Source organism: Lwoffella lincolnii, assembly GCF_037201985.1.
GTDB lineage: Bacteria > Pseudomonadota > Gammaproteobacteria > Pseudomonadales > Moraxellaceae > Psychrobacter > Psychrobacter lincolnii.
The window spans coordinates 1,623,287-1,649,036 of the sequence record NZ_CP147511.1 but is presented as its reverse complement, the minus strand read 5'-3'; the positions used below and the strand labels follow the sequence as shown (position 1 = coordinate 1,649,036).

At 42.7% G+C, this 25,750-nt stretch carries 15 protein-coding genes; 7 read left to right on the top strand and 8 right to left on the bottom strand.

Going from position 1 to position 25,750, the window contains the following annotated elements; translation table 11 throughout:
* The first annotated feature begins 246 nt into the window (after positions 1 to 246).
* From WDM69_RS07360 to WDM69_RS07345, 4 genes are all read left to right on the top strand, one after another.
* Positions 247 to 7,599, top strand: coding sequence for an Hpt domain-containing protein (locus WDM69_RS07360; protein ID WP_338755234.1), 7,353 nt, complete (start codon positions 247 to 249; stop codon positions 7,597 to 7,599).
* Positions 7,596 to 8,537: a chemotaxis protein CheB gene (locus WDM69_RS07355; RefSeq protein WP_078308347.1), complete on the top strand. Its 942-nt coding sequence runs from the start codon at positions 7,596 to 7,598 to the stop codon at positions 8,535 to 8,537. The genes WDM69_RS07360 and WDM69_RS07355 overlap by 4 nt, the downstream gene beginning before the upstream one ends.
* Positions 8,538 to 8,650: 113 nt before the next feature.
* Positions 8,651 to 9,253, top strand: coding sequence for a hypothetical protein (locus tag WDM69_RS07350; RefSeq protein ID WP_078308346.1), 603 nt, complete (start codon positions 8,651 to 8,653; stop codon positions 9,251 to 9,253).
* 32 nt (positions 9,254 to 9,285) lie between these two features.
* Positions 9,286 to 9,825, top strand: coding sequence for a cytochrome b (locus WDM69_RS07345; RefSeq protein ID WP_240494961.1), 540 nt, complete (start codon positions 9,286 to 9,288; stop codon positions 9,823 to 9,825).
* A 201-nt stretch (positions 9,826 to 10,026) separates the two neighbouring features.
* Here the strand turns inward: WDM69_RS07345 and trxB are convergent, their stop codons facing one another.
* The 6 genes from trxB to WDM69_RS07315 all read right to left on the bottom strand — a co-directional run bounded on the left by trxB (position 10,027) and on the right by WDM69_RS07315 (position 18,064).
* Complete coding sequence (gene trxB, locus WDM69_RS07340) at positions 10,027 to 10,989, bottom strand: thioredoxin-disulfide reductase (protein ID WP_078308343.1); 963 nt, start codon at positions 10,987 to 10,989, stop codon at positions 10,027 to 10,029.
* A 101-nt stretch (positions 10,990 to 11,090) separates the two neighbouring features.
* Complete coding sequence (locus tag WDM69_RS07335) at positions 11,091 to 12,413, bottom strand: ABC transporter permease (RefSeq protein ID WP_338755233.1); 1,323 nt, start codon at positions 12,411 to 12,413, stop codon at positions 11,091 to 11,093.
* Complete coding sequence (locus WDM69_RS07330) at positions 12,350 to 13,702, bottom strand: ABC transporter permease (RefSeq protein ID WP_338755232.1); 1,353 nt, start codon at positions 13,700 to 13,702, stop codon at positions 12,350 to 12,352. Before WDM69_RS07330 ends, WDM69_RS07335 begins: the two co-directional genes overlap by 64 nt.
* Before the next feature lie 58 nt (positions 13,703 to 13,760).
* Positions 13,761 to 14,927 (bottom strand): HlyD family secretion protein, encoded by a 1,167-nt coding sequence (locus WDM69_RS07325; RefSeq protein ID WP_338755231.1) that lies wholly within the window; start codon positions 14,925 to 14,927, stop codon positions 13,761 to 13,763.
* A 165-nt stretch (positions 14,928 to 15,092) separates the two neighbouring features.
* A complete protein-coding gene (locus tag WDM69_RS07320) occupies positions 15,093 to 16,724 on the bottom strand; it encodes a TolC family protein (RefSeq protein WP_338755230.1) in 1,632 nt (543 codons plus the stop codon).
* Between the two features lie 167 nt (positions 16,725 to 16,891).
* Positions 16,892 to 18,064: an RNA-guided endonuclease InsQ/TnpB family protein gene (locus WDM69_RS07315; RefSeq protein WP_338755229.1), complete on the bottom strand. Its 1,173-nt coding sequence runs from the start codon at positions 18,062 to 18,064 to the stop codon at positions 16,892 to 16,894.
* Positions 18,065 to 18,295: 231 nt separating this feature from the next.
* Here WDM69_RS07315 and WDM69_RS07310 point away from each other — a divergent pair, with 231 nt between their 5' ends.
* Positions 18,296 to 18,598, top strand: coding sequence for a helix-turn-helix domain-containing protein (locus WDM69_RS07310; RefSeq protein ID WP_205760133.1), 303 nt, complete (start codon positions 18,296 to 18,298; stop codon positions 18,596 to 18,598).
* Positions 18,599 to 18,873: 275 nt separating this feature from the next.
* Positions 18,874 to 22,080: a DNA translocase FtsK gene (locus WDM69_RS07305; protein WP_338755228.1), complete on the top strand. Its 3,207-nt coding sequence runs from the start codon at positions 18,874 to 18,876 to the stop codon at positions 22,078 to 22,080.
* A gap of 151 nt (positions 22,081 to 22,231) precedes the next feature.
* Here WDM69_RS07305 and rpmG read toward each other — a convergent pair whose 3' ends face one another.
* A complete protein-coding gene (rpmG, locus tag WDM69_RS07300) occupies positions 22,232 to 22,387 on the bottom strand; it encodes a 50S ribosomal protein L33 (RefSeq protein WP_078308331.1) in 156 nt (51 codons plus the stop codon).
* Between the two features lie 50 nt (positions 22,388 to 22,437).
* On the bottom strand, positions 22,438 to 22,674 hold the full coding sequence (rpmB, locus tag WDM69_RS07295) for a 50S ribosomal protein L28 (protein WP_078308330.1): 237 nt from the start codon (positions 22,672 to 22,674) through the stop codon (positions 22,438 to 22,440).
* A 591-nt stretch (positions 22,675 to 23,265) separates the two neighbouring features.
* Here rpmB and WDM69_RS07290 point away from each other — a divergent pair.
* Positions 23,266 to 25,662, top strand: coding sequence for a hypothetical protein (locus WDM69_RS07290; protein WP_078308327.1), 2,397 nt, complete (start codon positions 23,266 to 23,268; stop codon positions 25,660 to 25,662).
* Positions 25,663 to 25,750 lie beyond the last annotated feature (88 nt).

Below are 25,750 nucleotides of genomic sequence, written 5' to 3'. Positions count from 1 at the left end.
AAAGACAAAAAATATCATTTTTTAAAAAGTTGCATGATTTTTGCAGATTTTTTTAATGCTTGTGCTAAATTAGAGACATGCCCTAATCGATATGCCTTAATAAATAAAAGCCATATTGACATCATTGTATGAATATGAGCGTTTGATGAATTCAGATGGCACGATTCAGACAATCTTATTAAGCTAATTTTATTAAGATAACATTAAATAAAGCGACAAGAAAGCCAAAAGCCACTAGGAGCTAATATGACCATTACAAATTCAAATCTATTGTCTTTAGACTGGCTATTGCCAGTATTAAATGCCGAATTGGCATCTATTCAGACATCGGTTGCGAATGGTGAAAAAGACAATGGAAAGCTTGCTCCAGAATCATGGCAACAGATTGCCAAGCAATATTGGCAATTATATGGGGCATTATCGGTGGCGAATTTGCCTCAATTTGCTCATGTCGCATCGGTGTTGTCAGCAACCAGCCGATATTTGTCTCAAGATGATGTGGCAGATGAATCGATGATACTGCTGGTGCAGTTGTTAAAAGTTACCCACTCAAGTTTGCATCATCAGCTTAAGCAACGCATCACGGTGGGGACTTACCAGCCATCGTTACTTGCCCAAAGTTGTGAGTATTTATATGAACGACTGCCCGAGCAGTTTCAGCAGTTGGTGCCGTTTGCCCATGACGAGCGTGAATCAACTCACCCTCATCAGCCAGATGCCCAAGTTGATGATGCAATGGGTGTCATGAGCGAAGATGATGCCAGTGATGCCAACCATCAGCAAGATTTGTTGTCTTTCATTCATTTACCAGAAAATTATCAATTAATTCAATTGAATGAAACACAGCAACAACAGCTACATTTGGCATGGCGGCATCAGCTCAATGCGTTATTGAAAGCCAATAGCAATGACAGCCAAGCCCTTAAACAACTGGATAAATTTAGTCACTATTTGTGGCGGTCAGCTCAGCTTATCAGCCTTGCCAAAGCTTGGTATTTGGGGCAAGTGTGGTTTAATGATTTGGCACACAATTCGTTGCCCAAGCCACGGCAATATGTTCATGTGTTGTCGCAGTTTGATGGTTTGGTTGAAGAGACACTCACGTTAACAGAGCAGATGCCAGCTGACGTTCAGCTTAAAGTCAATAAGCTGTTGGCACAACTGTTCATTCAGCTAAATATTTTGCCCCATAAATCTGAACAAACCGACAAATTAATTAATGGTTTGCAAGGGGTGATGACAGATGAACAACAGCTGTTTAAGGACATTTTACAGCGTTTAGAGTCGTTGATTTTTTCGTTAGATGCCCCTGAGACTGTGCTAACAGAGATGCAAAGCATTAAAAAACAGCTCAGCCATCGTGGTTGGATACTGTATGTCAATTATATTGACCAAGTGTTACAAGACTTGCAAATGGTTACTGCTGAACCTGACATGCTGGGCAATTTGCAATGGCAAATTGAGCGACAAATGCAAGAGCTTTATGGGGCAATCTTTAATACCCAACAAACCATTGAAGAAAAAATCGGTGAAAGTGCTTACAGTAGCCCTTATCATCATGACCATCAAGCGATGCACGGGCAAAGCCTGTCATCTGAGAATGTGGACGAACGCCAAGCCTTACGACAAGTACGCATTGACATTGAGACGGTTAAAAAAGACTTTAAATCTTACTTGCGTCATCAAGACAGCCGTGAGCTGCCAAAAGCTGAGCAATTAACAGACATTGAACAAAATTTAAGTGCGTTGGCACTCAATGACGTATCCGCCACAGTCAATCAGTTGGGGCAGTTGTTTGAAGCGTTACGTCAAAGTAATCTACAACAGCTGGATTGGCAGTTGCGTGATGCGGTTGCCGAAAGCATCGCTGAATTTGAGCTGTTTTTGGATTATTTGGCGGGGCAGATTTTTGATGATGTGCGGTTACAAAAAACAGAACAAAAAATTCAACGGTCTTTGGCATTGTTACAACAACAATTGGCAGAGCCTAATAACATTCATGTTGAAAATCCAGACAAAATCGCCCAACCTGCACAAGTACGCTATGATGACAGTGGTGAAATCCAATCAGACGGTGTGAATCAACCCACAGATGGCGTTAATATGAGCGTTGATGCTGGCAATGATGCTAATGACGCTGATTCTGGTGCGAATGCTGATGATGATAATGTCAATCTGACAGATGACGATGTGTTTATGAGTGAGCCTGTTTTGTCCTCTGATGACGCTGGCGTTTCTGCATCAGGTTGGCAGCTGACGGCTGAATTTATCAAAGCTCAAGACACGCTTAAGCCAGATGACTTTGACATGGACGAAGAGTTTAGAGAAATCTTTGTTGAAGAAGCAGGCGAAGTGCTAGAGAGTATGGAAGAGCTGTTACCTCGTTGGCAACAAGACCCCACAGATTTAGAGACGTTAAAAGAGATTCGCCGTGGTTTTCATACCTTAAAAGGCTCTGGACGCATGGTGGGGGCTTACAATGTTGGGGAGATGGCATGGGGTGTTGAGAACATGCTCAATCGGGTATTGGATAAAACCTTGCCTGTGAGCAATGAATTGGTTGAATTCATGGCTGAAACTCAAGCACAATTACCAATTTTGGTTGAGAATTTTGCTCAAAGTCAACCGCCATCCATCGACCCTGCGGTGACGGTTGTTAAAGCTCACAATCTCTTAGCACAACAGCCCATCAACACAGGATTGGTCAGACAAGGGACAGTCAGACAAGAGACAACAAAAGACGTTCAAACTGAGCCAAGCACACAACAGCCAGTTGATGTGATTGATGATGCTGATGCGATTCATGATACCGATGTGCCAGTCATGGCTGACGTGAGCAGCGGTACAATCAATGGCGAAAATCAGCCTAACGCTGGCTTACCTGCGGTGATTGAAGCGTTTTTAACCAACATGAATCTGCCTGCTGATGACGATGGCACCGATGCTGACATCAAAGACATTTTCATTGAAGAAGCTTATGAGGTATTAGACACCATTGTCCCTGAATTTGAATCATGGGCGGCAGACACAAGTAACCTAAAAGCATTGACAGAAGTCAGACGAGGATTCCATACCTTAAAAGGTTCTGGACGCATGGTGGGGGCAAACCACTCAGGCGAGTTGGCGTGGCATGTTGAAAACATGCTCAACCGAGTGTTGGACCACAGCATCGCCCCAGACCGTGGCATGATACAGCTGATCAGTGATGTGCTCAATCATTATCCAGTCATCATCAAAGCTTTTGAACAAGGTGATGACAGCTACCCTAAACAAATGTCATTATGGGCAGCCACCGCCCATGCCTATAGCAAAAAACATGGCGAAGAATTTGATTATCTTGCCATCAGCGATAAACAGCATCATTCAGACACAAAACAAGAAGAGGCAGACACAGGACATCAAGACTCAATTGTCCAAGATGCTGTTATCCAAAATACTGTTATTCAAGACACAGCCGTCCAAGACACAGCAACCCAAGATGAGCTTGTTCATACTCAAGTTAATCAAGCTAATCAAGTTAATAAAAATCACCAAGATGGTTTAGATGGCTCACAAGCCCTGTCTGCAATTCATGACATTAATCAGCAGTTTTCTGCTGATACCGTCAATGCTCAATGGTCAGCAATGGGTAATGAGCAACGCATTTTTAATGATATTTTTGTTGAAGAAGCCAGCGAACATCTGCAAATGATCAAGCAGTTTATTGATAAGCATCAGCAGCATGACAATCAACCCATTGATATCACTGATGAATTGGTCAGAGCATTCCATACATTGCGTGGTGCATCAGGATCGCAAGCTCTGCTTGAGATTAGTGACGTGAGCGGTGTGATTGAGCAGACTTTGGCTCAATTACAGCAACAAGAAGAAAGTCTAAATTCAGGGCATTTATCCGCACTTAAGCAATCTGTGAAGCTCATCGAATCGTACCTAACTGCCTATCAACAACAAGCCAACACCGCCAATGCGACCGTCGCAACTGAGCAAACCAAACTTGAGCCAAACAAACTTGAGCAAAATAAGCAAGACTCTGCTGAAGTCGCTAAGACCGCAATGACAGAAAAAAGCAGTCATGAAAAACATCGTGATGACGTTGAAGCACTGCAAGACATGTTAAACGATTCAAAACCAGCGACTGATGATAAGCCAGCCCTACAAGTCCATAAATTATTGGCTGCTAACATTGATGAATTGCTTGATGCTGAATGGGAGCTTGAGCAGTTTTTACTATCAGAAGACAGTCAGCGTGCTAAAGAGTATGCCCAAATGCAGCTTAAGCACATTGACACGCTCAGTAAATTGACTGAATCGAGTAAAAAATTTCAACGCATTCTATCTGTGCTGGCAAGCTTATATAACAGTTTGGCTCACAAATTGTCTCACCAGCCTGACACGGCAGTACAAAATGATATGATTGGTGATTTGCTGGTTTGTCATCGTCAGTTGACCGATTTGTTTGATGCGTTGGCAGGTGGCATGACCCAAAAAGTGGACGAGCCAGTCTTAGCCAAAATTGAGCAAAAACTGGCACAGCAAAATGATGACAGCGATAATGATGACATCGAAGACAAAAAAACCGTCACTAACGACAAAATCGAATCTGACATCAGCCAAACCAATGCACGCACAGATAACGCACCATTACACATCGAGACCATAAACACTGACCCTGAATTGCTAGAGATTTTTTTAGAAGAAGCTCAAGAGCTTGATAACAGCATCGTAGAGACTTTTGCCACATGGCGACAGTCGCCAGAAGATTTGGAGGCATTAAAATCTTTGCAACGCCATTTGCACACCATCAAAGGTGGGGCAAGAATGGCAGGCATCAGCAGTATTGGTGATTTGACCCACGAAATGGAGACGATATACGAAGCCTTTGTCAACCATAACAAAACGCCAAGTTCTGCTTGGCTGACGGTCATGCAATCTGCCCAAGACATGCTGTCAATGTTGATTGATAGGGTAAAAACGCAAGGGCATTCATTCTTTGTGCCCAGTGTGATTGAACAGTTGCACCAATTTGCTGAGTCAGAACAGCTGCCAGACAACACGCAATTACAACTGCCTCAACTGGACGAAGAACCAGCGGGTACTCAAGAAGCAGCAACAGATACCCAAAAAACTGACACAACCACCACTCAAACAACTGCTGATGTAGATGAATTATTGCTTGGTGAGACAACTTATCAGACTTTACTTGAGCAATCGTGGACAGAACAAAAACCAGACTCAGATATCTTGAACGTCTTTTTAGAAGAAGCTGAAGATTTGGTGGAAAGTAGTGGTGAACGTCTACAGGCATTTCGTAACAACACCAGTGATGTGACTATTTTGCAAGAGTTACAACGTCAGCTACACACCATCAAAGGTGGGGCTAGAATGATTGGGGCTAACGGCATTGCTGACTTGGCACATAATATGGAGACGGTCTATGAATCATTGGCTGACCGTCGTCGTCCTGCCACTCGTATGGTGTTGCAGTTGTTGGCACTGTGCCATGATTGGATTGCCCAAGCGGTGATCGTATTAAAGCACAACCTTAACCCACCCAAACCAACCCAATACATCATTGCACTGGAGAAATTTTATCAACAACCTGATAGTTTGGCTGAAGTGCCTAAGCAAAGTTTGCAAAGTTACTTAGATGCCATTGCTGAACATGAACAGCGGATAAAAGATTTGTATGAGGTGACGCATGACATCAGTGATATGCCTGCATCATCGGGTAACTTTGCTCAAGTAACTGACACCACCATGACTGCCAATGAAATGATACGGGTGTCGGCATCGTTGATGGAGCGTATGATTAACTTATCAGGAGAGTCTGCCATCAACCGAGCCCGTATTGACATGGGCATCAGCAGTTTAAGTAACAGCATCGAAGAGATGGGCACAACCGTCCAGCGTTTGGCAGACCAGCTAAGACGCATGGACATTGAGCTAGAAGAGCAAATTTTGGCTCAAATAGATGATGAAACATTGATGAGTAATGAAGGTTTTGACCCCTTAGAGATGGATCAATATTCTTCATTAAACCAGTTGTCAAAATCGCTGTCAGAGTCAGCATCGGATTTATTGGACATTAAGACCACGCTGCTTGAGAAAACTCGTGATGCAGAAAGCCTGCTTTTACAACTGTCTCGCACCCAAGCAGAGCTACAAGATGGACTGATGAATTCACGTATGTTGCCTTTTTCTCGTCTATCACCTCGTTTAAATCGGATTGTCAGACAGACCGCCAATGAGTTGGGTAAACATGTGGAGCTGACCATCATTGGGGCAGATGACGAGATGGACCGAACCATTTTAGAACGCATCACGTCGCCTTTAGAACACATGCTCAGAAATGCGGTTGACCATGGTATTGAGCCACCACAACAGCGACTGGCTCAAGGCAAAGACCGCACAGGGCATATCACTTTAGAGGTCTTACGTGAAGGTGGCGAGGTGGTTATTCACTTGACTGATGATGGCAACGGCATCAACGTCAAACGGGTAAAAGATAAGGCAATCGCCCAAGGACTGATAGACCCTAATGACACCAGTTTGACTGATTTAGACATCATGCAGTACATCTTTAACGCTGGCTTGTCTACCTCAAGCTCAGTCACGCAAATCTCTGGTCGTGGTGTGGGCATGGACGTGGTACAAAGCGAAATCCGTCAGCTGAGTGGTACGGTATCGGTTGATTCTGAGCAGGGCAAAGGTTCTCGCTTTACCATGCGTGTGCCTCTGACTGTGGCGGTGTCTGATGCACTGGTGGTGCGTGTGGCAGACAGGCATTATGCCGTGCCACTTGTACAGATTGAGCGGGTGGTGCAAGTAAGCCCAGATGAGTTGTATCAATTTTATCAGTCTGATGAACACACCATGACCATTGGTAATCAATCCTATCGCTTGCGTTATCTGAATGAAATTTTAACTGGAGCGTTGATTAACGAGCTAGCGATGAGTGGGCACACCACTTTACCTGTGTTGATTGTTAAAAATCAGACAGGACAATATTTGGCATTGCAAGTAGATGAAATTGTCGGCTCTCGTATCGAGGTGGTGGTCAAGCCATTGGGTAAACAATTGTCGCACATCTCTGGCATATCTGCTGCCACCATCATGGGTGATGGGTCAGTGATGCTCATCTTAGACTTGATGGCACTTATCCGTAATGCACCTGCACGTTCTGTGCTTGAACAGCATAACAAACCACAAAGCAGTGTGGCAAAACGCATTTTGGTGGTTGATGACTCGGTAACCGTGCGTAAAGTAACATCACGTTTCTTAGAGCGTGAAGGTTTTGAGACACAGGTTGCAAAAGATGGCGTAGATGCCATCGAGATTTTACAAGACATGACACCAGACTTGATATTGTTAGACATTGAGATGCCACGTATGGACGGTTTTGAGGTGGCAACCCAAATTCGCCATACTGACCGTTTAAAAGATATCCCCATCATTATGATTACGTCCCGCACAGGAGACAAACACCGCCAGCGTGCTTTGGACATTGGGGTTAATGACTATATGGGCAAACCATTCCAAGAAGCTCAGCTGTTACAAAAACTTGGTCAGTTACTAAACGTTGAGGTAAATCTGGAATGATGCCACGTAACCCAGAAGACATCAAAGTTGTGGCGGTTGCTGAATCTCAACAGCAACGTCTTGCCTTGAGTGATACCATCAAATCCATCGGATTGAATTTGGTTGAGTGTGTGTCTAGTCAGGCATTGGTACATCAAAAAATTCCCAATAACATCGATTTATGGCTTGTAGACAGCCAGTATGACGAAGGTCTAAGCCGCTTGATTGGGCAACATGCCAGTGATGCCATGTTGGTGGGCTTTAGTGAAGCACCTTATCTTAATGAAACTCAAATGTATCATCGTTGGCAACGCAAGCTAAAAAAAAGGCTTGCCAAGATACTTGACATGCCAGACATCTATGATACCAAACGCTATCAAATCAAGGACAATCATTGGGATTATGTGGTGGTGCTTGGTGCTTCTATGGGTGGGCCTGTGGCGATTAAGGCATTTTTGGATAATTTATCCCCTAATTTGCCCATTTGTATCCTGCTGGCTCATCACTTTAGTCCAGAGATGGTACAAACACTGCCTAGGGTATTGACTCGCCATAATGATTGGCGATGTCAACTTATCACCACCACTCAAAGCCTACAAGTCGGTAAGGTGTTGATTGCTCCCACTCATCAAATTATCATTTGCGATTCTAATGGGCGGGTTATTTTATCTCGTGAGCAATGGCAATGTGGTTATAACCCGTCTATCAATGATATTCTTAAAAATGCCAGTGATGTGTATGCTGACCAGCTGATTGGCATTATCTTTTCTGGCATGGGTGATGATGGTTGTAAATATATTGATGACATTAAAGCCAATAACAGCCAAATTTGGGTACAAGACCCCAATAGCAGTGCCAGCCCTAGCCAACCACAAGCCATGATAGACACAGGATATCCACAGTTTGTGGGAACACCCATTGAACTTGCTAAAAAGTTAAATGAATTTGTCCATGGTTAGTCCATTTAGGCATCATTGTGTTAACGGTCATGGTTTTAAACATCATGATGTTAAATAAACGCACGCCATAAGTCATTTGTCCTATTTATTGTATTTATTAGGGAGACATCAGATTGAAACAACAACTTAAGCACAACTTTGAAGCAGTCAGTTTGTTGACCACTCGTAACGGTCTACTCGATGTAACCATTGTGCCAGCGATTAACCAACCAGATTGGCTGATACCAACAGCGTTAATCTTAACCATCGAGAACTATGATGAACGCATTTGGACATATTTGTGGCAACAACAAGAAGTATCTGTGTACCATTTGATACCCAGAGACATTGTGCCTGAGAAGTTGATTATCTTAGAAGGTAACACAATGGTGCATCGTTTTGCTTTACAAATCAATGGTGAATTACAAACTCGTTCCATACGCATTTCAGATTTGTTAGATGCCGAGCTGCCACCATCTTTTGCTAAGATAGAAGAGGATAACAGTCGAGAGGACATACGTTCAGGGGTGAATGCTTTGTACCCTTATCAAGTTGGTAAGACTGCCAATACCGCCAATGATGAAGAACAAACGCAAGCCCCAGATGGTGAAAGCACAATGGCAACAACCTATTTGCCATTTGTGTTTCAACCAGTGAAATTTGAGCATGAAGATGCTGTTTATGTGATACCAAACTTAGACAGCATTGCGTATCGCCTAGTGGACTTAGATGGTTAATTTTTTTAATGGCGAAAGGAGCTGGAGCTGGCATGCGGTTTCACAACATGCAATCTGATAAGAAAAAGTGGGCAGTCAGCGTCAGATGGTTTCATTGGAGCAGTGTGGCATTGCTGTTTTTGGTGTGGTTAATGATTGCTCTGGCTGACAGTGATGTCCAAGGTTTTGCCTTTATGGATTGGCATAAAGCCTTGGGAGTGAGTTTATTATTTTGGATTTTAGCAAGACTGATGAATCGCATCATCAGCTCATCTGTTCCACCAATATCCATGCCAAAGTGGCAACATCATATCGCTGTTTTAACGCATTTGGCACTTTATGCCACTTTAATTGCCATGCCCATGGCAGGTATGTTGATGGTGATGTACTCTGGCAGAAGCATCAGCATGTTTGGTTTGTTTGAGATTGGGGGTTGGGTAACACCTGATCGCACCATGTCACGATTTTTTAACAATTTACATACCGATATTCTCTGGCCACTGCTTTTAATTTTTATGGGGTTACATGTGGCTGGGGCGTTGTATCATCAGTTTGTGCTAAAGGATAATAATATTTTGCAACGGATGCGTTGATTGAGATTGGTTGTTGTACTTAAGCTTTAAAAGCCACCTAACTGAAGTTAAATCATTGATATTAAACAACTCAAGCCATTTAATTGTGCATTTGTATGCCCCCATGATTATTATCATTTGGGGGCATCGCTTGATTGCCTAAAATGACGCTTTTATGCGACTGTTTAAAGGCAACGGTTGAAAAGCAACGGTTTAAAAGAATCAATCCAACGCCAGCGTGTCAAGGAACTTTTCAGCATCTAATGCCGCCATACAGCCTGTACCAGCAGAAGTGATGGCTTGGCGATACACATGATCTGCCACGTCTCCTGCGGCAAAAACGCCTTCAATGCTGGTGGCGGTGGCGTTACCAGTTAAGCCACTATTAACCACAATGTAGCCATCTTTCATCTGTAGTTGCTGAGTAAATAGGTCAGTATTGGGCTTATGACCGATGGCAACAAACATGCCCATGACATCTAGCTGTTTGCTTGAGCCATCTTGAGTGGATTCAATGACCACGCCGTTAACCCCCATGTCATCACCCAACACTTCTTTGACTTGGGCATTCCATTCTATGCGAATGTTGCCATTTTTGACTTTGTCAAACAGCTTGTCTTGTAGGATTTTTTCTGAACGCAGGCCATCACGGCGATGAATGAGCACCACTTCGCTGGCGATGTTAGACAGATATAGGGCTTCTTCAACAGCGGTGTTGCCACCACCAATAACCGCCACTTTTTGGTCTTTATAAAAAAAGCCATCACAAGTGGCACAGGCAGACACGCCCAGACCTTTGAATTTTTCTTCAGATTCAAGCCCTAAGTATTGGGCGGACGCTCCTGTGGCGATGATAAGGGCATCGCAAGTGTAACGAGCATTATCACCAATCAGCTCAAAAGGTCTTTGTTGCAGATTGGCGGTGTGAATGTGGTCATAAATCAAAGTTGTGCCGAAGCGTTCGGCATGGGCTTGCATACGCACCATCAAATCAGGACCAGTTAAGCCATGAGCGTCGCCTGGCCAATTATCCACTTCTGTGGTGGTGGTTAGCTGTCCGCCAACTTGTAACCCTGTGATGATGACAGGGTTTAGGTTGGCACGGGCAGCATAAACAGCGGCTGAGTAACCAGCAGGTCCTGAACCTAAAATAATGAGTTTGTGGTGTTGGGCGGTGGTGGTCATAAATGTTCCTTAAAACGGTCATGATAAAAAGACAGGAAAAATGGCAGTATAAACTGGGTGATAACATAAGGGCTTATGCAAATAATAACAAGGGGATTGAGTTAAATTCTATGATTGATTTTATGAAAGATGGGTTTACTTGGTTCTGTGCCAACCCATACCAACCCAAGTAAACACAGTAAAAAAATAACCAACAGTGTCGCAAGATAATGAGCCACATCAGCAAGTGGTACGCCCATTTGGTTGAGCATGACTGACGCATTCATGGCTGATGTGCTGGGGAATACCCAACGCAGATACAATAGTGGTTCAGGCAACATGTGAGTTGGCCATGTGACCCCTGATAAAAATAAAAGTGGCATGGAGCTTGCGACCAATATTTGCATGGCTCGCTCTCTAGAACCCAACCAGATACCCAACAAACACCCCATGGCAATGACCGCAGGGAAATACACCATTAATAACCCCAAAGAACCCAATAAATTTTGATTGCGTGGATAATCATGACTGGGAAATACCCACCCATAATAAAAACACCCCACCCAAAAACCCAAACAAGACAATGCTAAGATTCTGGCAAGCCAACCCTTAAACGTGGTGCGATGGGTGCGATTTTCTACCCATGTGCCAACCAGCATTGCTGTTCCCATCAGATACATCTGTTGCAAAATCAGCATAGAAACAGGGGGAACAACATAACTGCCATAGCCTTCGGTGGTGTTGTATAACGGATTTATGGTTAAGGAGATGGCGTTAACATTTTGCTTGGCTAAGGTGCTGTCTTGCCCTGTGGCAATGGCTTTTTGAATTTTAATGCCAGCCGATACTGTGCCAACCACTTCCAAAAAACCCGTTTGCACTTGTTTATTTAGCAAAAAATAATTGCCATTGGCAAGCACGCTGACTTTGGCAGGTTGTCCCATATTGACGTGTTGATATAACCCTTTGGGAATGACCATATAGCCTGCAATGGTGTTTTGCCACATCAATTCTTGGGCATGATGCTCATTTTGTGCCACTTGCACATCAAGTCGTGGGCTGGCGGTGGCATGATTGATGATGTTTGTGGATAACGGTGAATGATCATCATCAATGATGGCAACAGGCACATCACGAACCACTTCTGTTTTGTATGGCAATGGATAAAAAAATCCATAAAATATCGGAGCAAGGAGCATCATCATCAAACACCCCTTATCATTAAAAATCTGTTGCCATACATTCAAAACTTGGCTGATAAAGCTTTGGGCAGTATTTTGGTCAGTCAAGTTATGCTGAGCAATTTTTTGTTTAACCAACGGTTGTCCAGCAGATGCTGGATTGGTTGGTGTGGGGTGATTGTCCAAATTGGGTGTGGTCATCAGCGTTGCCCCCATTTGCTTGGCGTGCGTAACGCTTGACGGCAGAGTAATGCAGATAGGCACAAACACACCATGACTGACATCATAAACCCAGCCATTGTTGGTAAAGCCAATGCTAAGGGAGCCTGCATTTGTAATTGTGGCGTTTGAATGTGCAAATAATGGGTAAGTGGTAACGCATTTGCCCAATGTTGAGCGGTTGGGTTCATGGCAAGCAAAGGAAAGGTAACTCCTGAAAACGCATATGATGGAGCAGAGATAAGCCCTGTTAATGATAAGCCTTGTCGGTATGACAACGTGGCAAGCGTTAGTATTGCACCTAACCAAAAGGACAGCATCATAAATAATAAAAAGGCAACATAAGTGATTGCCAATGATGATAATGGCACAGGATACAGACGGGTCATGAGCGTCAATGCCATTGCACCCCATAAAGTGTACGCCAGCATCGCCCAAATTAATTTACCATTTAACCCTGCGATGATAAGCCATAGGCTAGGTTTGCCAATCGGTTGGGTAGGATTTAAGCACGCATGCCACTCACCCAATGTCTTATCTCGTAACTCCCTGCCCAACACAGATGCCCCAATGACCATGGATAAAATATGTAACATGGCAGGCAGGATAGTAACTGCCAAAAATTGTTGATAATTATTGGCAGAATTGAACAGACCAATGCTTTGTGTCTGTATGGGGGTGTGGCCAGCTTGCACAAGGCTGATGTCTTCACCCTTGGCAATCCGTTGCTTAATCTCTGTTTCGGCGGATAACGTGGCGACTGCCTTTTGTACGCCTTTTTGTATCATGCCTGAGTGGGTGGCGTATTGGGCATTGACATTGAGCAACAGACGGGTTGGCTTGCCAGCCAATAGATGCGTGTCAAACTCATGGGGAATTTCTAACACACCATATATTTGTGTGCGTTCTATGGCTCGCTGAGCGGTTTGCTGATTAGGCAGGTGCATGGCAATGGTCAGCTCAGGGCTGGCTTGCAGATGACGCATTAAAGTCATTGATTGCGGTGAATGGCTATGGTCTATCACCGCAATGGGTATGTTCACCAATAAGGCATTGGCAAAAGTCCACCAAATCAGCCCCACAAACACGATGGGCAACCAAAACAGCATGGCAAAATCCCAACGATGCTGGCTTAAAAAATGCCATTCTCGTTTGGCACTGTATAAAAATGCCCCCATAAACCGACGCATGCCCCCCTGGTTACCAAAATGTCTGTTGCCAAAATATCTGTTGCCAAAAGACCTGTTAACAAAAGAGCTTGCTTGTGGGCTGTCTTGTTGGTGGTCATGGTCATTCGCATGAAAATGATGGTTGGGTGCAGATGGGTTGGTCATGGCAGATGCTCCTGTTCACTGTGCCTGTTTACCGTTTCGGTCAGTGGCTCTGCTTGGTTTATTTGGGGATTTCAACCAACACGCTCATGCCTTGACGCAGTTGTGTGTTAGGGTATTGGGGACGTGCCAGCACTTCAAAGGTACGCATGTCGTAACCGTCTTGGCTGTTGGTGGGTCGCCATGTGGCAAAGTCAGATAATACCGAGCTGGCATACACAATAAACGTTTGTTCATGGGTTTGCCCATTGACTGACAAGGCAGGAATGGTGGCGGTAAACGACTTGCCAATGGCAAAGTGTTGCAAGTGGTCTTCGGTCACATTTAAAGCAAGCGATTGGTCTGTTGGGTCAATGACGCTGACCAATGGCACGCCTTGCCCCACCACTTGCCCTGCTTTGGCGATGATTTTATCAACCCGACCTGCGATGGGACTCTTTAAGTTGGCTTCTTCTTTGGCGATAAGGGCTTCTTTGAGTTTGCCTTCCACTTGTTTAAGCTGAGCTTTGGCAGCGGTTCTATCTTCTTCTCTTGCGCCCATTTTGGCAAGTTCATATTGGGCTTTGGCGGCTTGGGCTTTATTGTCGCTGGCGATGTGGTTAGTGCGTGCTTCATCTCGTTTTTGCTCACTCATCAACCCTTCATTGGTTAATCGGTCAATGCGTTGATGGGTTGTTTTGGCAAGTTCGGCAGCCACTTTGGCGGCTTGGTATTGGTGATATGCCATTTGTATTTCTTCTGGCCTTGCACCGTTGTTGGCTTTATCCAGTTGGCTTTGTGCCATGGCTTTGGCGGCTTGGGCTTCTTCTATTTTGGCGTTGATTTCAGGGCTGTCCATGTCAATCAAGGGAGTGCCAACGTGAATGTCATCGCCTTCTTTGACATGAATATGGGCAATGCGTCCTGCCACTTTGGCGGCGATGGGTGTTTGTTGTACTTGTATCTGCCCTTGTAGCACGATGGGGGCGGTGTCTATGGCAGTTTTGTCTTTTATCAACCCCCAAACCACAAAGACAATCAACGCCAGTATGATTAGGCTGATGATAAGACGGCGGTTGTGGTTGGGCGTTTTAATGGATTTATGGCCCATGTTGTTACTGTTGGTCGTTAAGATGGGTGGGGTATTTGGATAATTGGTTTGGTTTGTGTTGTTGGTTTGGTTTGTGTTGTTGGTTTGGTTTGGGTTGTTGGGCTGGTGCTGGTTAAAAGCGTTATCAGAATCAGTCATAAAAAACCTGCTTATGGCGTGTAACGGAATGTAACTGTATATAATAATGGCATGGGGCATGAGAGTATGGGGTGCTTTTGTTATCCGTTATTTCATCTGTGTTTAATTTGTGCTTAATCCATGTTTAATGATTGTTTAATGATTGTTTAATGATTGTTTGGTGGTTTAATCGTGTTGGTATTGTAAGTAAACGACAGGCAACTTGACATCAGCAGTCTGCATGTGGTGATTAAATGCCAATGGTGTGCCACAACTTTGCATTAAGTCAGCAAGGGCTTGTACATAGTCATTGGCGGTTTTGGCTTGTTCTGTTTTGGCTTTTTCCAAGTTGGCTTCAGCTTGCATGACTTCCACAGCGGTATTCATGCCTTCTTGGAATCCCAATCGGCGAAATCGCACCAATTCTTCTGCCATTTCTATGTTGCTGGCAAGGGCGATGTAATTTTTTTGAGCATTTTTTAAACTTTGCCAGTTTTTTTCTACCAATAGCATGATGTTGTCGTTGATGTCAATTTGGCTAAATTCGGCTTGGTGCAATTTGGCAAGGTTAGACTGGGTAAGCAATCGTTGGTCAAGTCCACCCCACAGCTTCCAATTAGCAGAAACACCAACCAACCAGTTGGGATTTTTGTCCAGTTCAGCACGCATAAACACATTAACCGTGGGTTTGTTACCTGCTTTACCCATGGCGTGTAGGGCATGTGCTTGGTTGTATTTGGCAGAGACCTTGGCAAAGGCAGGGTGATGTTGTTTGGCTTGCTCAATAAAATAACTCAGCTTGGGTATGGGTTTGGTTGAAATAAATAGGGGTGTGGTTGGTTTGATTGGGTATGGTGTCCGCATCAGTCGTTGTAGGGCATTCATTGCCAGTTCTGCATCATTTAAGGCTTTGGTGTTTTCATAATCAGCGTCTGCCAAGGCTTTTTTGGCTTCCAAGCGTTCTAATCGGGAGATAAGCCCCATATCCAAGGCTCGTTGTGCCGCATAATCGGTCTCTTTGATGGCTTGTAGGGCTTGACTGCGTAAAAATGCAGCTTTAATCGCCAGTTGAACTTGAAAATATCGTTTGGTTAAGGTGGTGTATTGTTCTGCCAATGAAATATCAGCATCAGCACGGCTTTCATCAGTCATGCCATTAAGCAGTTGGGTGAGTGATTTGGCTCGTTGTCCATCATAAGCTGACCAAAGTAAGGTTACATTGGCATGACTGCGGGTTTTATCAGTATCAAGGGCATAGGTATCGGGTAGGGGATTGGTTAATAACTCACCAATGTTCACAGATGGATTGGCAGATGGGTTGATGGGTAACGTTTGGCTATTTTGACCAATTTGTTGATTGATGCCATCACTTAAACGGTTTTTTAAAGGTTGGGTATTGATGTGTTCGTCAAGGTGTAAATGAGATGCCGTTGCTCCAAGATAGATGATGGGTTTATTCAATGATTGACTGGCTTTTGCCCGTTGTTCATTGCTGACAATCAACGCATTGTCAGCAGCGATTTTGGGGGAGATTTTAAGTAATAAGGCTTGGGCTTGGCTTAGACTTAAATAATCAGGTACATGAATGTCATAAGTGGGTGGAGATGGTATGTGTGTGGAATGCTCAGCAATATGGTCGCTGATTTGTACCGCAACTTGTTCATTCATTGACTCGTGAATGGGGGTGAAGCTACTGACTTCAATTGGGGCATCAAAACCATGACTGTCATGCCCCATCTTATCATCAGCATACGCCCAGCCAGAGCAACATAAACCCATCATAATCAGCAAATATTTGCCTGTGTGATTGCGTGCCATTAAAAATATCCTGCCGTTCCTTAAAACCTACCTAAATTCACCCAAAGGCAAATTTAGCGTTTAATTCCTACTTCAACGTTGTTTGCCTTATTCGTTTGAACTTGGACTTACATCAACTCCATAGGCGTTTTTAATTGGGGATAGAACTTACCCACCAACGATTAATATTAAGATAAAGTTAAAACCTTATCTGCCTGATTTAAAATATTGATACTTGCATTAATATCACGGTCATGATTGGCATGGCAACTAGGACAAATCCAATGTCTAACCGCAAGTGTCAAGTTTTCTTTTGCCATAATAAAACCGCAATTTGAACAAGTTTTAGAGCTTGGATAAAACCTGTCCAATTCTTTGATGGTCTTGCCCCATTGGTTGGCTTTATAAATAAGTTGCCGTTTAAATTCATAAAATCCCAAATCATGGATAGACCTTGCAAGCTTGCGATTTTTAACCATACCTTTAACGTTAAGGTTTTCAAGGCAAATCACGTCATAACTTTTGACAAGTTGTGTTGTGAGCTTATGAGTAAAGTCTTTTCTGATACAACTGATTTTGTAACGTAGCCGTGATAGCTTGGTTTTCGCTTTTTCACGATTTTTAGAGCCTTTTTGTTTTCGGCTGAGCTGTTTGCTTAGTCGTTTTAATTGTTTGAGTTTGGTTTTTAATGGCTTAGGAGCTTGTGCTTTTGTGCCGTCTGATAATACGGCTAAATCACTTATGCCTAAGTCTATGCCAACTTGTTCGCCTGTTTTGTTTAATGGTTTGTTAATTTCATCAAGTTCAACGGCAACTGATACAAACCATTTACCGCCCTTGGTAAAAACTTTGGCGGATAGGATTTTGCCATTGTATCTTAGATGTTCGGTCATTCTAACCAAGCCCAGATTGGGGATTTGAATGTGTGGTTTGTTATTTTTACTTTTAAGTTTAAATTGGTCGTTGGATAGGCTAAATCTATCATTGACACCTTTCTTTCTATATTGGGGGTATTTGCTTTCGCCTTTAAAAAAGCGTTTAAAGGCATCTCCAAGTTGCATGATGGCAAGTTGTGGGGAGCATTTGGTAATTTCTAGCATAAAGGGGAATTGTTCACGCTTAATGGCATTAAGCTGTTTTCTTAGTTTGCCTTGTGTGGGTTTGTGAAGTTTGGTTTCGTCAAGGGTTAAACCTAATTTTTGGCAAGTCTCACGGTAATTTTTATCGGCTTCATATTGTTTTTGCCATTCGCTCAATGCCCAATTATAGGCAAATCTTGCAACACCACACGCTTTTTTGAGATGGGTGGCTTGTTTGTTATTGGGTTTAAGTTCTATGATGTGTCCACGAATTATAGTCATTCCAACATTGCCTTAACTGTTTCTAAGACTTTTTTGTTTTTCTTGCTTTGTGAGCCGTATAAACGAGCAGAAATAGAGACACCTAATCGTTTTGACGCTTCGTTTATGCTAATTAATCTATTCATAATTGGGCATTATAAACTGGATTTGGGTAGAAATTAACTGGCTGTTTTTAGTCCTTGCCATTGTTTGCATTGTTTGACAGCCATGTGCATATGATAGATAACCAGTTTGGCTCACAACAGCATCGCATCATGCGAAAAGAATGGGTATCTTTTTTTTGCTACTTTTGCTAATTGGCAAGTAAAAATAACCCCATCGTACCACATTTTTCACCCACACAAAACCCAACTGACCCCAATACAATATCAAAAAATGCTCAGGCTCAATGAAGCCAAACGGCTGATTTTATTGCACAAAACCACCATCACCCAAATTGCTTTACAAGTCGCTTATGAAAGCCCCAATCAATTTAGCCGAGAGCATAAGCGATTGTTTGGAATCAGTGCCGAACAAACACAACAGCAGGCTTAAGTCGCCATCTAAGCGATGGTTTGTGTCATTGGTTAAGTCATTATTTATGCCATATTTATGCCATTTTTTGTCATGCGGTTTTTGGGGTTTGTTATAATGGGGGTTTTATCAATTTTGCCCGTATCTCTTTTATGTTGATTGCCAACCCATCTTAACCTTATTAACGTGTTAATGTCTTTAACGTGGTTGACGTTATTAACCATATTAATAGTGTTAAAAACATTAACAACATGAATGATTAATTAATGTTGTTAACATTGTTATGATGGAAAAATTTGGCAAAGGGCTGTCAGCATCAGGTGGTGATTTCTGTGTCCATTGAGCAAGTGATTGTGTACGTTAAAAAAGGCATCTTAACCTTGTGGTGGTTGTCATTGGGGTTATATGTGTTTGTGATTTTGGCATCATACTCACCCAATGACCCCAGTTGGTCGCACATCAGCACCGACATGGCAGAGATAACCAACATGGGAGGCACAACTGGGGCGTGGCTTGCGGATATTTTGTTATCCATGATTGGGTTGGCAGCTTACTGGTTGGTACTGATGGCACTGTATGAAGCGGCATTGATTTGGTGGGAAAGACGGAGCAGTGGGGTCAGATGGGCATTGGTGCGAGCAGTCAGTTATTTGTTTTTGCTGATGAGCAGTGCCACCTTACTGTATGTGGTGGGATTGTATGCGATGGGTACGTGGTTTGGTCAAGGACAAACGGCTGACTTGGCAAGCCAAACATCGCTGGGCATCAAAAGCACAGGCGTGGCTGGTTATGAGCTTGGAAAACGCTTACAAGCAGTGCTTGGGACATGGGGCAGTTTTTTGTTTTCACTGCTGTTTATCTTTGCGTTAATGACGATGACGTTTGACATTTATTGGCGAGCATTTTTTACTCAACTGCTATCATTGCAATGGCGTGGATCACAGCAGGATAATCAATTGCCTATTTTTAAAGCAAAAAATAGCCTGCGTGATGCCATGGATAAACAAGATGATGAATTTGAGCCAAATCAACCTGATGTTAACAAAACCAATGTCGCCGCCCGTCAAATACCCTTGCCACTTGTGGACAGACAAGCGGATAAACAACACAAACCAATTGATGAACAAACCCATACACGTCAAGATAATTTTGGCTCATCAATGTCATTAACACAGACAGCTAAAGCCAGTAACAACCAAAACAACCCAGTGGGCAGCTATTTGCGTCAGTTTGTCAAGCAGACAGGGCTACAAGAAATCATTGCCGAGCAGATGGCCAATGCTCAGATTGACCATACAGAAAATCAGCATGACAAACCTCCTTTACCAGATTATCCCATCTCTCATCAACCTCTACAGAAACAGCCTCCAGTGTCCACAATATCAACCACGCCCAGCGCTCCAGATATACAGTTACCACCATCTCATCAATTTGACCATCAATACATTGATAAACCCACTGATTACCCGATTGATGAGATGAACATGACTGATGATAAATCTTGGGCATATGAAACCTTATGGAACGATAAACCACGGTGGGACGATGACTCAGGGTGGAACAGCAATGAAAAAAAATCTTTTACCCCCAATAACACCCCACCTGCCAACCCACTAAAACCGCATCAAGAGCATTCTTTAACTCACAAAGAAGACAGTGAACGGACAGCTAAGAATATCGAACACGTCAACATGATGCCTAAAACCAAAAGCATCATGCCTAAATCGCCTGAATCAGAGCAAACAAACATCAGTCAAACCAAGATTAACCATGACGCATTAAAGCAACGCACACCGCCCAACATTCGTTTTGATGTTCCAGATGTGGCACAAAGTAACCTTATCACCGATATGGTTAATGATGATGACGATGATAACAACAATAATAATGGCAATGACAATAATAATGGCAATAACATGAATAATGGCAATAACATGACCAATAACCATATGGTGATGCCAGACATTCATGATGACATGGCGTTTGCTGGTAAATCTCGAGCCATGCACACCGCCAAATATCGTGCCAACCTGCCAACCTTGCCACCACTGAACATACTGGACAAGCCTGACCCTAACCGCAAGCCCAGCTATACTGCTCAAGAGCTACGGCAATTATCTGAACTGCTGGAAATAAAACTACAAGACTTTAATGTCAAAGCTGACGTGGTCAATGCCATTCCAGGACCTGTGGTTACTCGTTTTGAAGTGGAGTTAGCAGCAGGGGTTAAAGCCAGTAAAGTTGTCAGCATCTCCAGAGATTTGGCACGCTCACTGTCCATGGCATCGCTTAGGGTGGTGGAAGTCATTCCAGGTAAGCCTTACATCGGTATCGAAGTGCCTAACCGTAAGCGAGAAATGGTACGGCTTATCGAACTGCTTGCCACCGATAAATATAAAGACCCCAAAGGGCAAATCAGCATGGCAATGGGCAAAGACATCGGTGGCAAACCCATCATCACCGACTTAGCAAAAGCCCCCCACATGCTGGTGGCGGGCACAACAGGCTCAGGAAAATCAGTACTGGTTAACGCCATGCTGTTGTCCATACTGCTAAAATACACCCCAGAGCAACTTCGCTTGATACTCATCGACCCAAAACAGCTTGAGCTTGCTAACTACAATGACATTCCGCATCTGCTGACCCCTGTGGTTACCGATATGACCGAAGCTGCCAGCAGCCTGTCATGGTGCGTGGCAGAAATGGAACGCCGTTACCAACTCATGAGCCTGCTTAAAGTGCGTAAGCTCAAAGAATTTAATAAAAAAGTCATCGCAGCCGAACAAGCAGGCACACCCATCATCGACCCCCTATGGCGACCTAATGACAGTGTTAGCATTGACAAAGCTCCCAAACTCAAAACCCTACCCATGATTGTCATCGTAGCAGATGAATTTGCTGATATGATAATGCAGGTGGGCAAACAAGCCGAAGAACTCATCACCCGACTTGCCCAAAAGTCTCGAGCCGCAGGCATTCACCTGATGTTAGCCACCCAACGCCCATCGGTTGATGTCATCACAGGGCTTATCAAAGCCAACGTTCCTGTGCGAGTTGCCCTAAGAGTCAACTCAAAAGTGGACTCACGCACCATCTTAGACAGTGGTGGTGCAGAAGACATGCTGGGTAATGGCGACATGCTGTTTTTAGGGCCTGGACAAATCGAACCAGAAAGGGTACATGGGGCATTCGTCAGTGATGAAGAAGTCAACCGAGTGTGTGAAGCATGGCGAGAGCGAGGTGCTCCTGACTACATCGACAATTTTTCTGATAACTTTAATCCCATAGAATCTGGCAGTGGTGGCAACAACTCAGGTGAAGACGATGACTTATACAATGAAGCCGTTGCCTTTGTTATGGAAACTCGCAAAGTTTCCGCTTCCAGCCTACAACGAAAATTTAGCATTGGCTACAACCGAGCCGCCCGCATCGTCGATTCCATGGAAGAAGCAGGGCTCATCAGCCCCATGGACAAATCAGGCAAGCGAGAATTGTTGTTTTAGCCCATTGAACCTGTTCATGACGCATGAAAAGCATGCGTTACGCAAAAAACCATAAAAATAAAAACACCACCATACATCATGTATGGTGGCGTTTGGCATTTATTAACCTAAGATGTCTAAATCAGGTGTTTAAAATAAACCACCTTTTGAATTATTTAATCTTGGCTTCTTTAAAAATAACATGTTTGCCAGCTTTTGGATCAAACTTTTTGATTTCCATTTTGCCAGGCATGGTGCGTTTGTTCTTTGTGGTGGTATAAAAGTAACCAGTACCAGCACTTGAAACTAATTTAATTTTATCACGCATGGGGTTGCTCCAAATTGACAGATAAGATTGGGCTGATTGGGTTGACAGTCTTAGATTTTTTGACCTTGGGCACGCAAATCAGCCAGGACTTTATCGATACCGTGTTTATCAATGATACGCATGCCTTTGGTAGAAACACGCAAACGTACAAAGCGATTTTCTGACTCTACCCAAAAACGATGGTTATGCAGATTTGGCTGAAAACGACGACGGGTTTTGTTGTTCGCATGCGAAACATTATTGCCCACCATGGGGCGTTTTCCAGTCACTTGACAGACTCGAGACATGGGGAACTCCTAATCTATTGATGCCCACATAGGGACATCTTTCACAGTGTGCTAGGGCATTTGTAGAGTAAGTGGCATGGACACAAACAAACGCTGGCAAAGCAAATGATAATAACACCCAACATCAAAAAATGACCACCAGTTAAAGGCAAACAGATGGCTATGGATTGAGTATGCTGAGTGTGTTGGACGAAATTTTAAAGCGGTAATTTATACCACTTTTGCCAAAAAAAAGCAAATAATTTGATGAGCTTTTGCCGTTTAGCCCAAAAATTTGCGTTGACAACAGATTATTTGATATTTTAGGTTGTAAGTTTGTGACAAACAAAGTAAAGTTATGCAAAGATTTCTGCAACATTGAGAATGGATTGAAATTTGTGGTACATGTCAATTTTTTTGTATGAAATCACCTATTTTTTCTAAACTTATACTGCAATAAAGCGACATTGTAAGATTAAGATACTGCAAATGATCACATGTACTAAGTGAGATTTTTGAATTATTTAGGCAGATAATCAATGCTTTAAACCATCAATGACTGACAAATTGATTGATAGATTATTTTTTATGACATTACGGAGATGACAAGATATGTCAAAATCAGCTCTTACTTGGACTTCCAAGGCATTTCATCTGACTGCTTTATCAACAGCATTGGTTTTGGCTGGTTGTGGCGGTGGTGGCAGTAGCGTTGACTCAATTGTTCCTGCCCCTGATTTGGGGGTTGTGCCAACCCCAAGCGATAATCAGGCAGAATCAGAATCATCAAATAATAATTATGCACTTTATATGACTTCAAGTGTACCTGCACTCATGCTAAACCGTGGCACAACTGTGAAAGTATCAGTGCGAGCGGTAGATGGTAAGACTTACGGAGTTGTTGCTGATAAAGAAGTGAAATTCTCCATTACCGATCCCACTTTGACAGGGGTCTTTAATCAAAATGCTGGTGTGGTTAAGACAGATAAACAGGGCGTTGCCACCATTACATTAGAAGTCGTCAATACTTTAACACCAGAACAAAAACAGCATCTGAAAGACAAAGGATTAACCATAACTGCAAGTTTAGGTAATGGTCAAGCAACCCTAAATCTAAAAGGAACAGATAAGAAAGTTACTGCTGAAAAGAACTCAGTGTATGATCTGTATATTACCACGTCTAAACCTAGATTAAAAACAGGCACAGACACCATGACAGTGACGGTCAATGTCAGAAATAAAGATGGTGGCATTGAAAGTGGTGTTCCCGTTAACTTCTCAATTATCGATCCAGTTAAGTATGGTATCACGCTGGCGGGTAAGTCTAGTCAAATAACAGATGAAAAAGGTCAGGTACAGATTCAATTAGAACAGTCTAGTACCACATCTTTGTCTCGTTTAAATCATGAGACTAAGCTGGTTATTACCGTTGATGATACTAAAAATGCAGTTGAAACCATGAGTCTGCCCCTTCAGGTTGTTGGTACTAGAATTCTTGGCATTAGTAGCAACCTAAATATGATATCAAATCAAGACAGAGTAAATATCACTGGTCGTCTGATTGATGGCTCAGATAGAAGCATTGCTAATATTGAAGTTGCGTTGATGAATGCAAACAAGCAAATAGCGTCTGTAAAAACAGACAGTAATGGTCAATTCACATTTTCTGGCATAAGCAGTACTCAATTAATCAAGGAAGATGATGGCTACATATTCGATATTGTTGTTAATCCCAATCCCAAAAAAGATGAATTACAAACATTTAATGCAGCTATTAAGCTGGCAGCAGTTGTTGATAAAGGTATTTCCATATCTAGGGTTAGTGATATCGTTGTAGATAAGATTGAAGAAATAGAAGTATTAGTGCCAGATGCATCTAACGGTGATAAAGTCACCTTAACAACCACCAAAGGACGATTCACCAATGATAATGGCAGTCAGAATGGTAGTAGCAGTCAGACAGCTACAATATCAAATGGTAAGGCTGTTTTTAAAATTCGATCTATTGCACCAGGAGTTTTTAACTTAACAGCAACATACAAAAATAAGAAACAATCTAAGAATTTAAGATTTGTTTCAGTTAAACCTGATAAACTCTTATTACAAGCTAAAAATATTCAAATGACCACTAACTCTTCCACGGAAGTGAAGGTGCGAGTATTAGATGCTAAAGGAGGTGCTGTAAAAAATGCCATTGTTAATTTTTCTGTGGTTGAAGACAGCTCAGGTGGTCATATCGATCAAGCTATTGTAAAAACTGATGAAAATGGCATTGGTGTTATTGCTTACACTTCAGGTAATAATCCGACTGCTAATGGAGGGGTTCGTATTCAAGCCAAGGTGAATGCAGTGGAGTTGCCTGATGGTAAAGTAAATACGGTTTCTGTTGGACCTGCAGAAGTGAAATTAACGGTTCAAACAACGGCTTCATCCATTGCAGTTGGTTTGTCTGATAAAATATCAGACGATGAATCAAAAGTATATTATTTCCGTAATGGCTCAGCATTTGTAACTAATAATAGTGGTCAGCCTGCTGCCAATCAACTGATCACCATTTCCTTAAAACCCAAGACGTATATTAAAGGCAAGTTTAAGGTTGTAATAAAAAATAAAGAAAAATTATGGGAACAAGAAAGTCAAGAATGTGCAAATGAAGATCGGAACTTTAATAGCATTCTTGATATGGGTGAAGATAATAATAATAATGGTCAATTAGATCCTGGATATAAAGCGAGTATTTTATCCAAAAATCTAGTGAGTACGTCTAACAATGGTGTTTATAATTTAATAACAGATGAAAATGGTCGAGCTGATTTTCAAATTCGTTATTTAAAAGAATATGCTGATTGGTTCACCATGGATATGACTGCTGCTACTCTTGTAGATGGTTCTGAATCTAGCCAGCTCCGCGGAGTTTATTTTCCCATATTATCTGATGATCAAGACATAAGTCTTGTTAAACGACCAAATCTAAGAAGTCCATTTGGTATTCACCCAACTTGTAAGTAATACCAACAAGATAAGCCAAAATTAATATAAAATAGTCAATCTTAAAAGATTGGCTATTTTATTAGAAGACAGCTCAGGTAAAATCGAT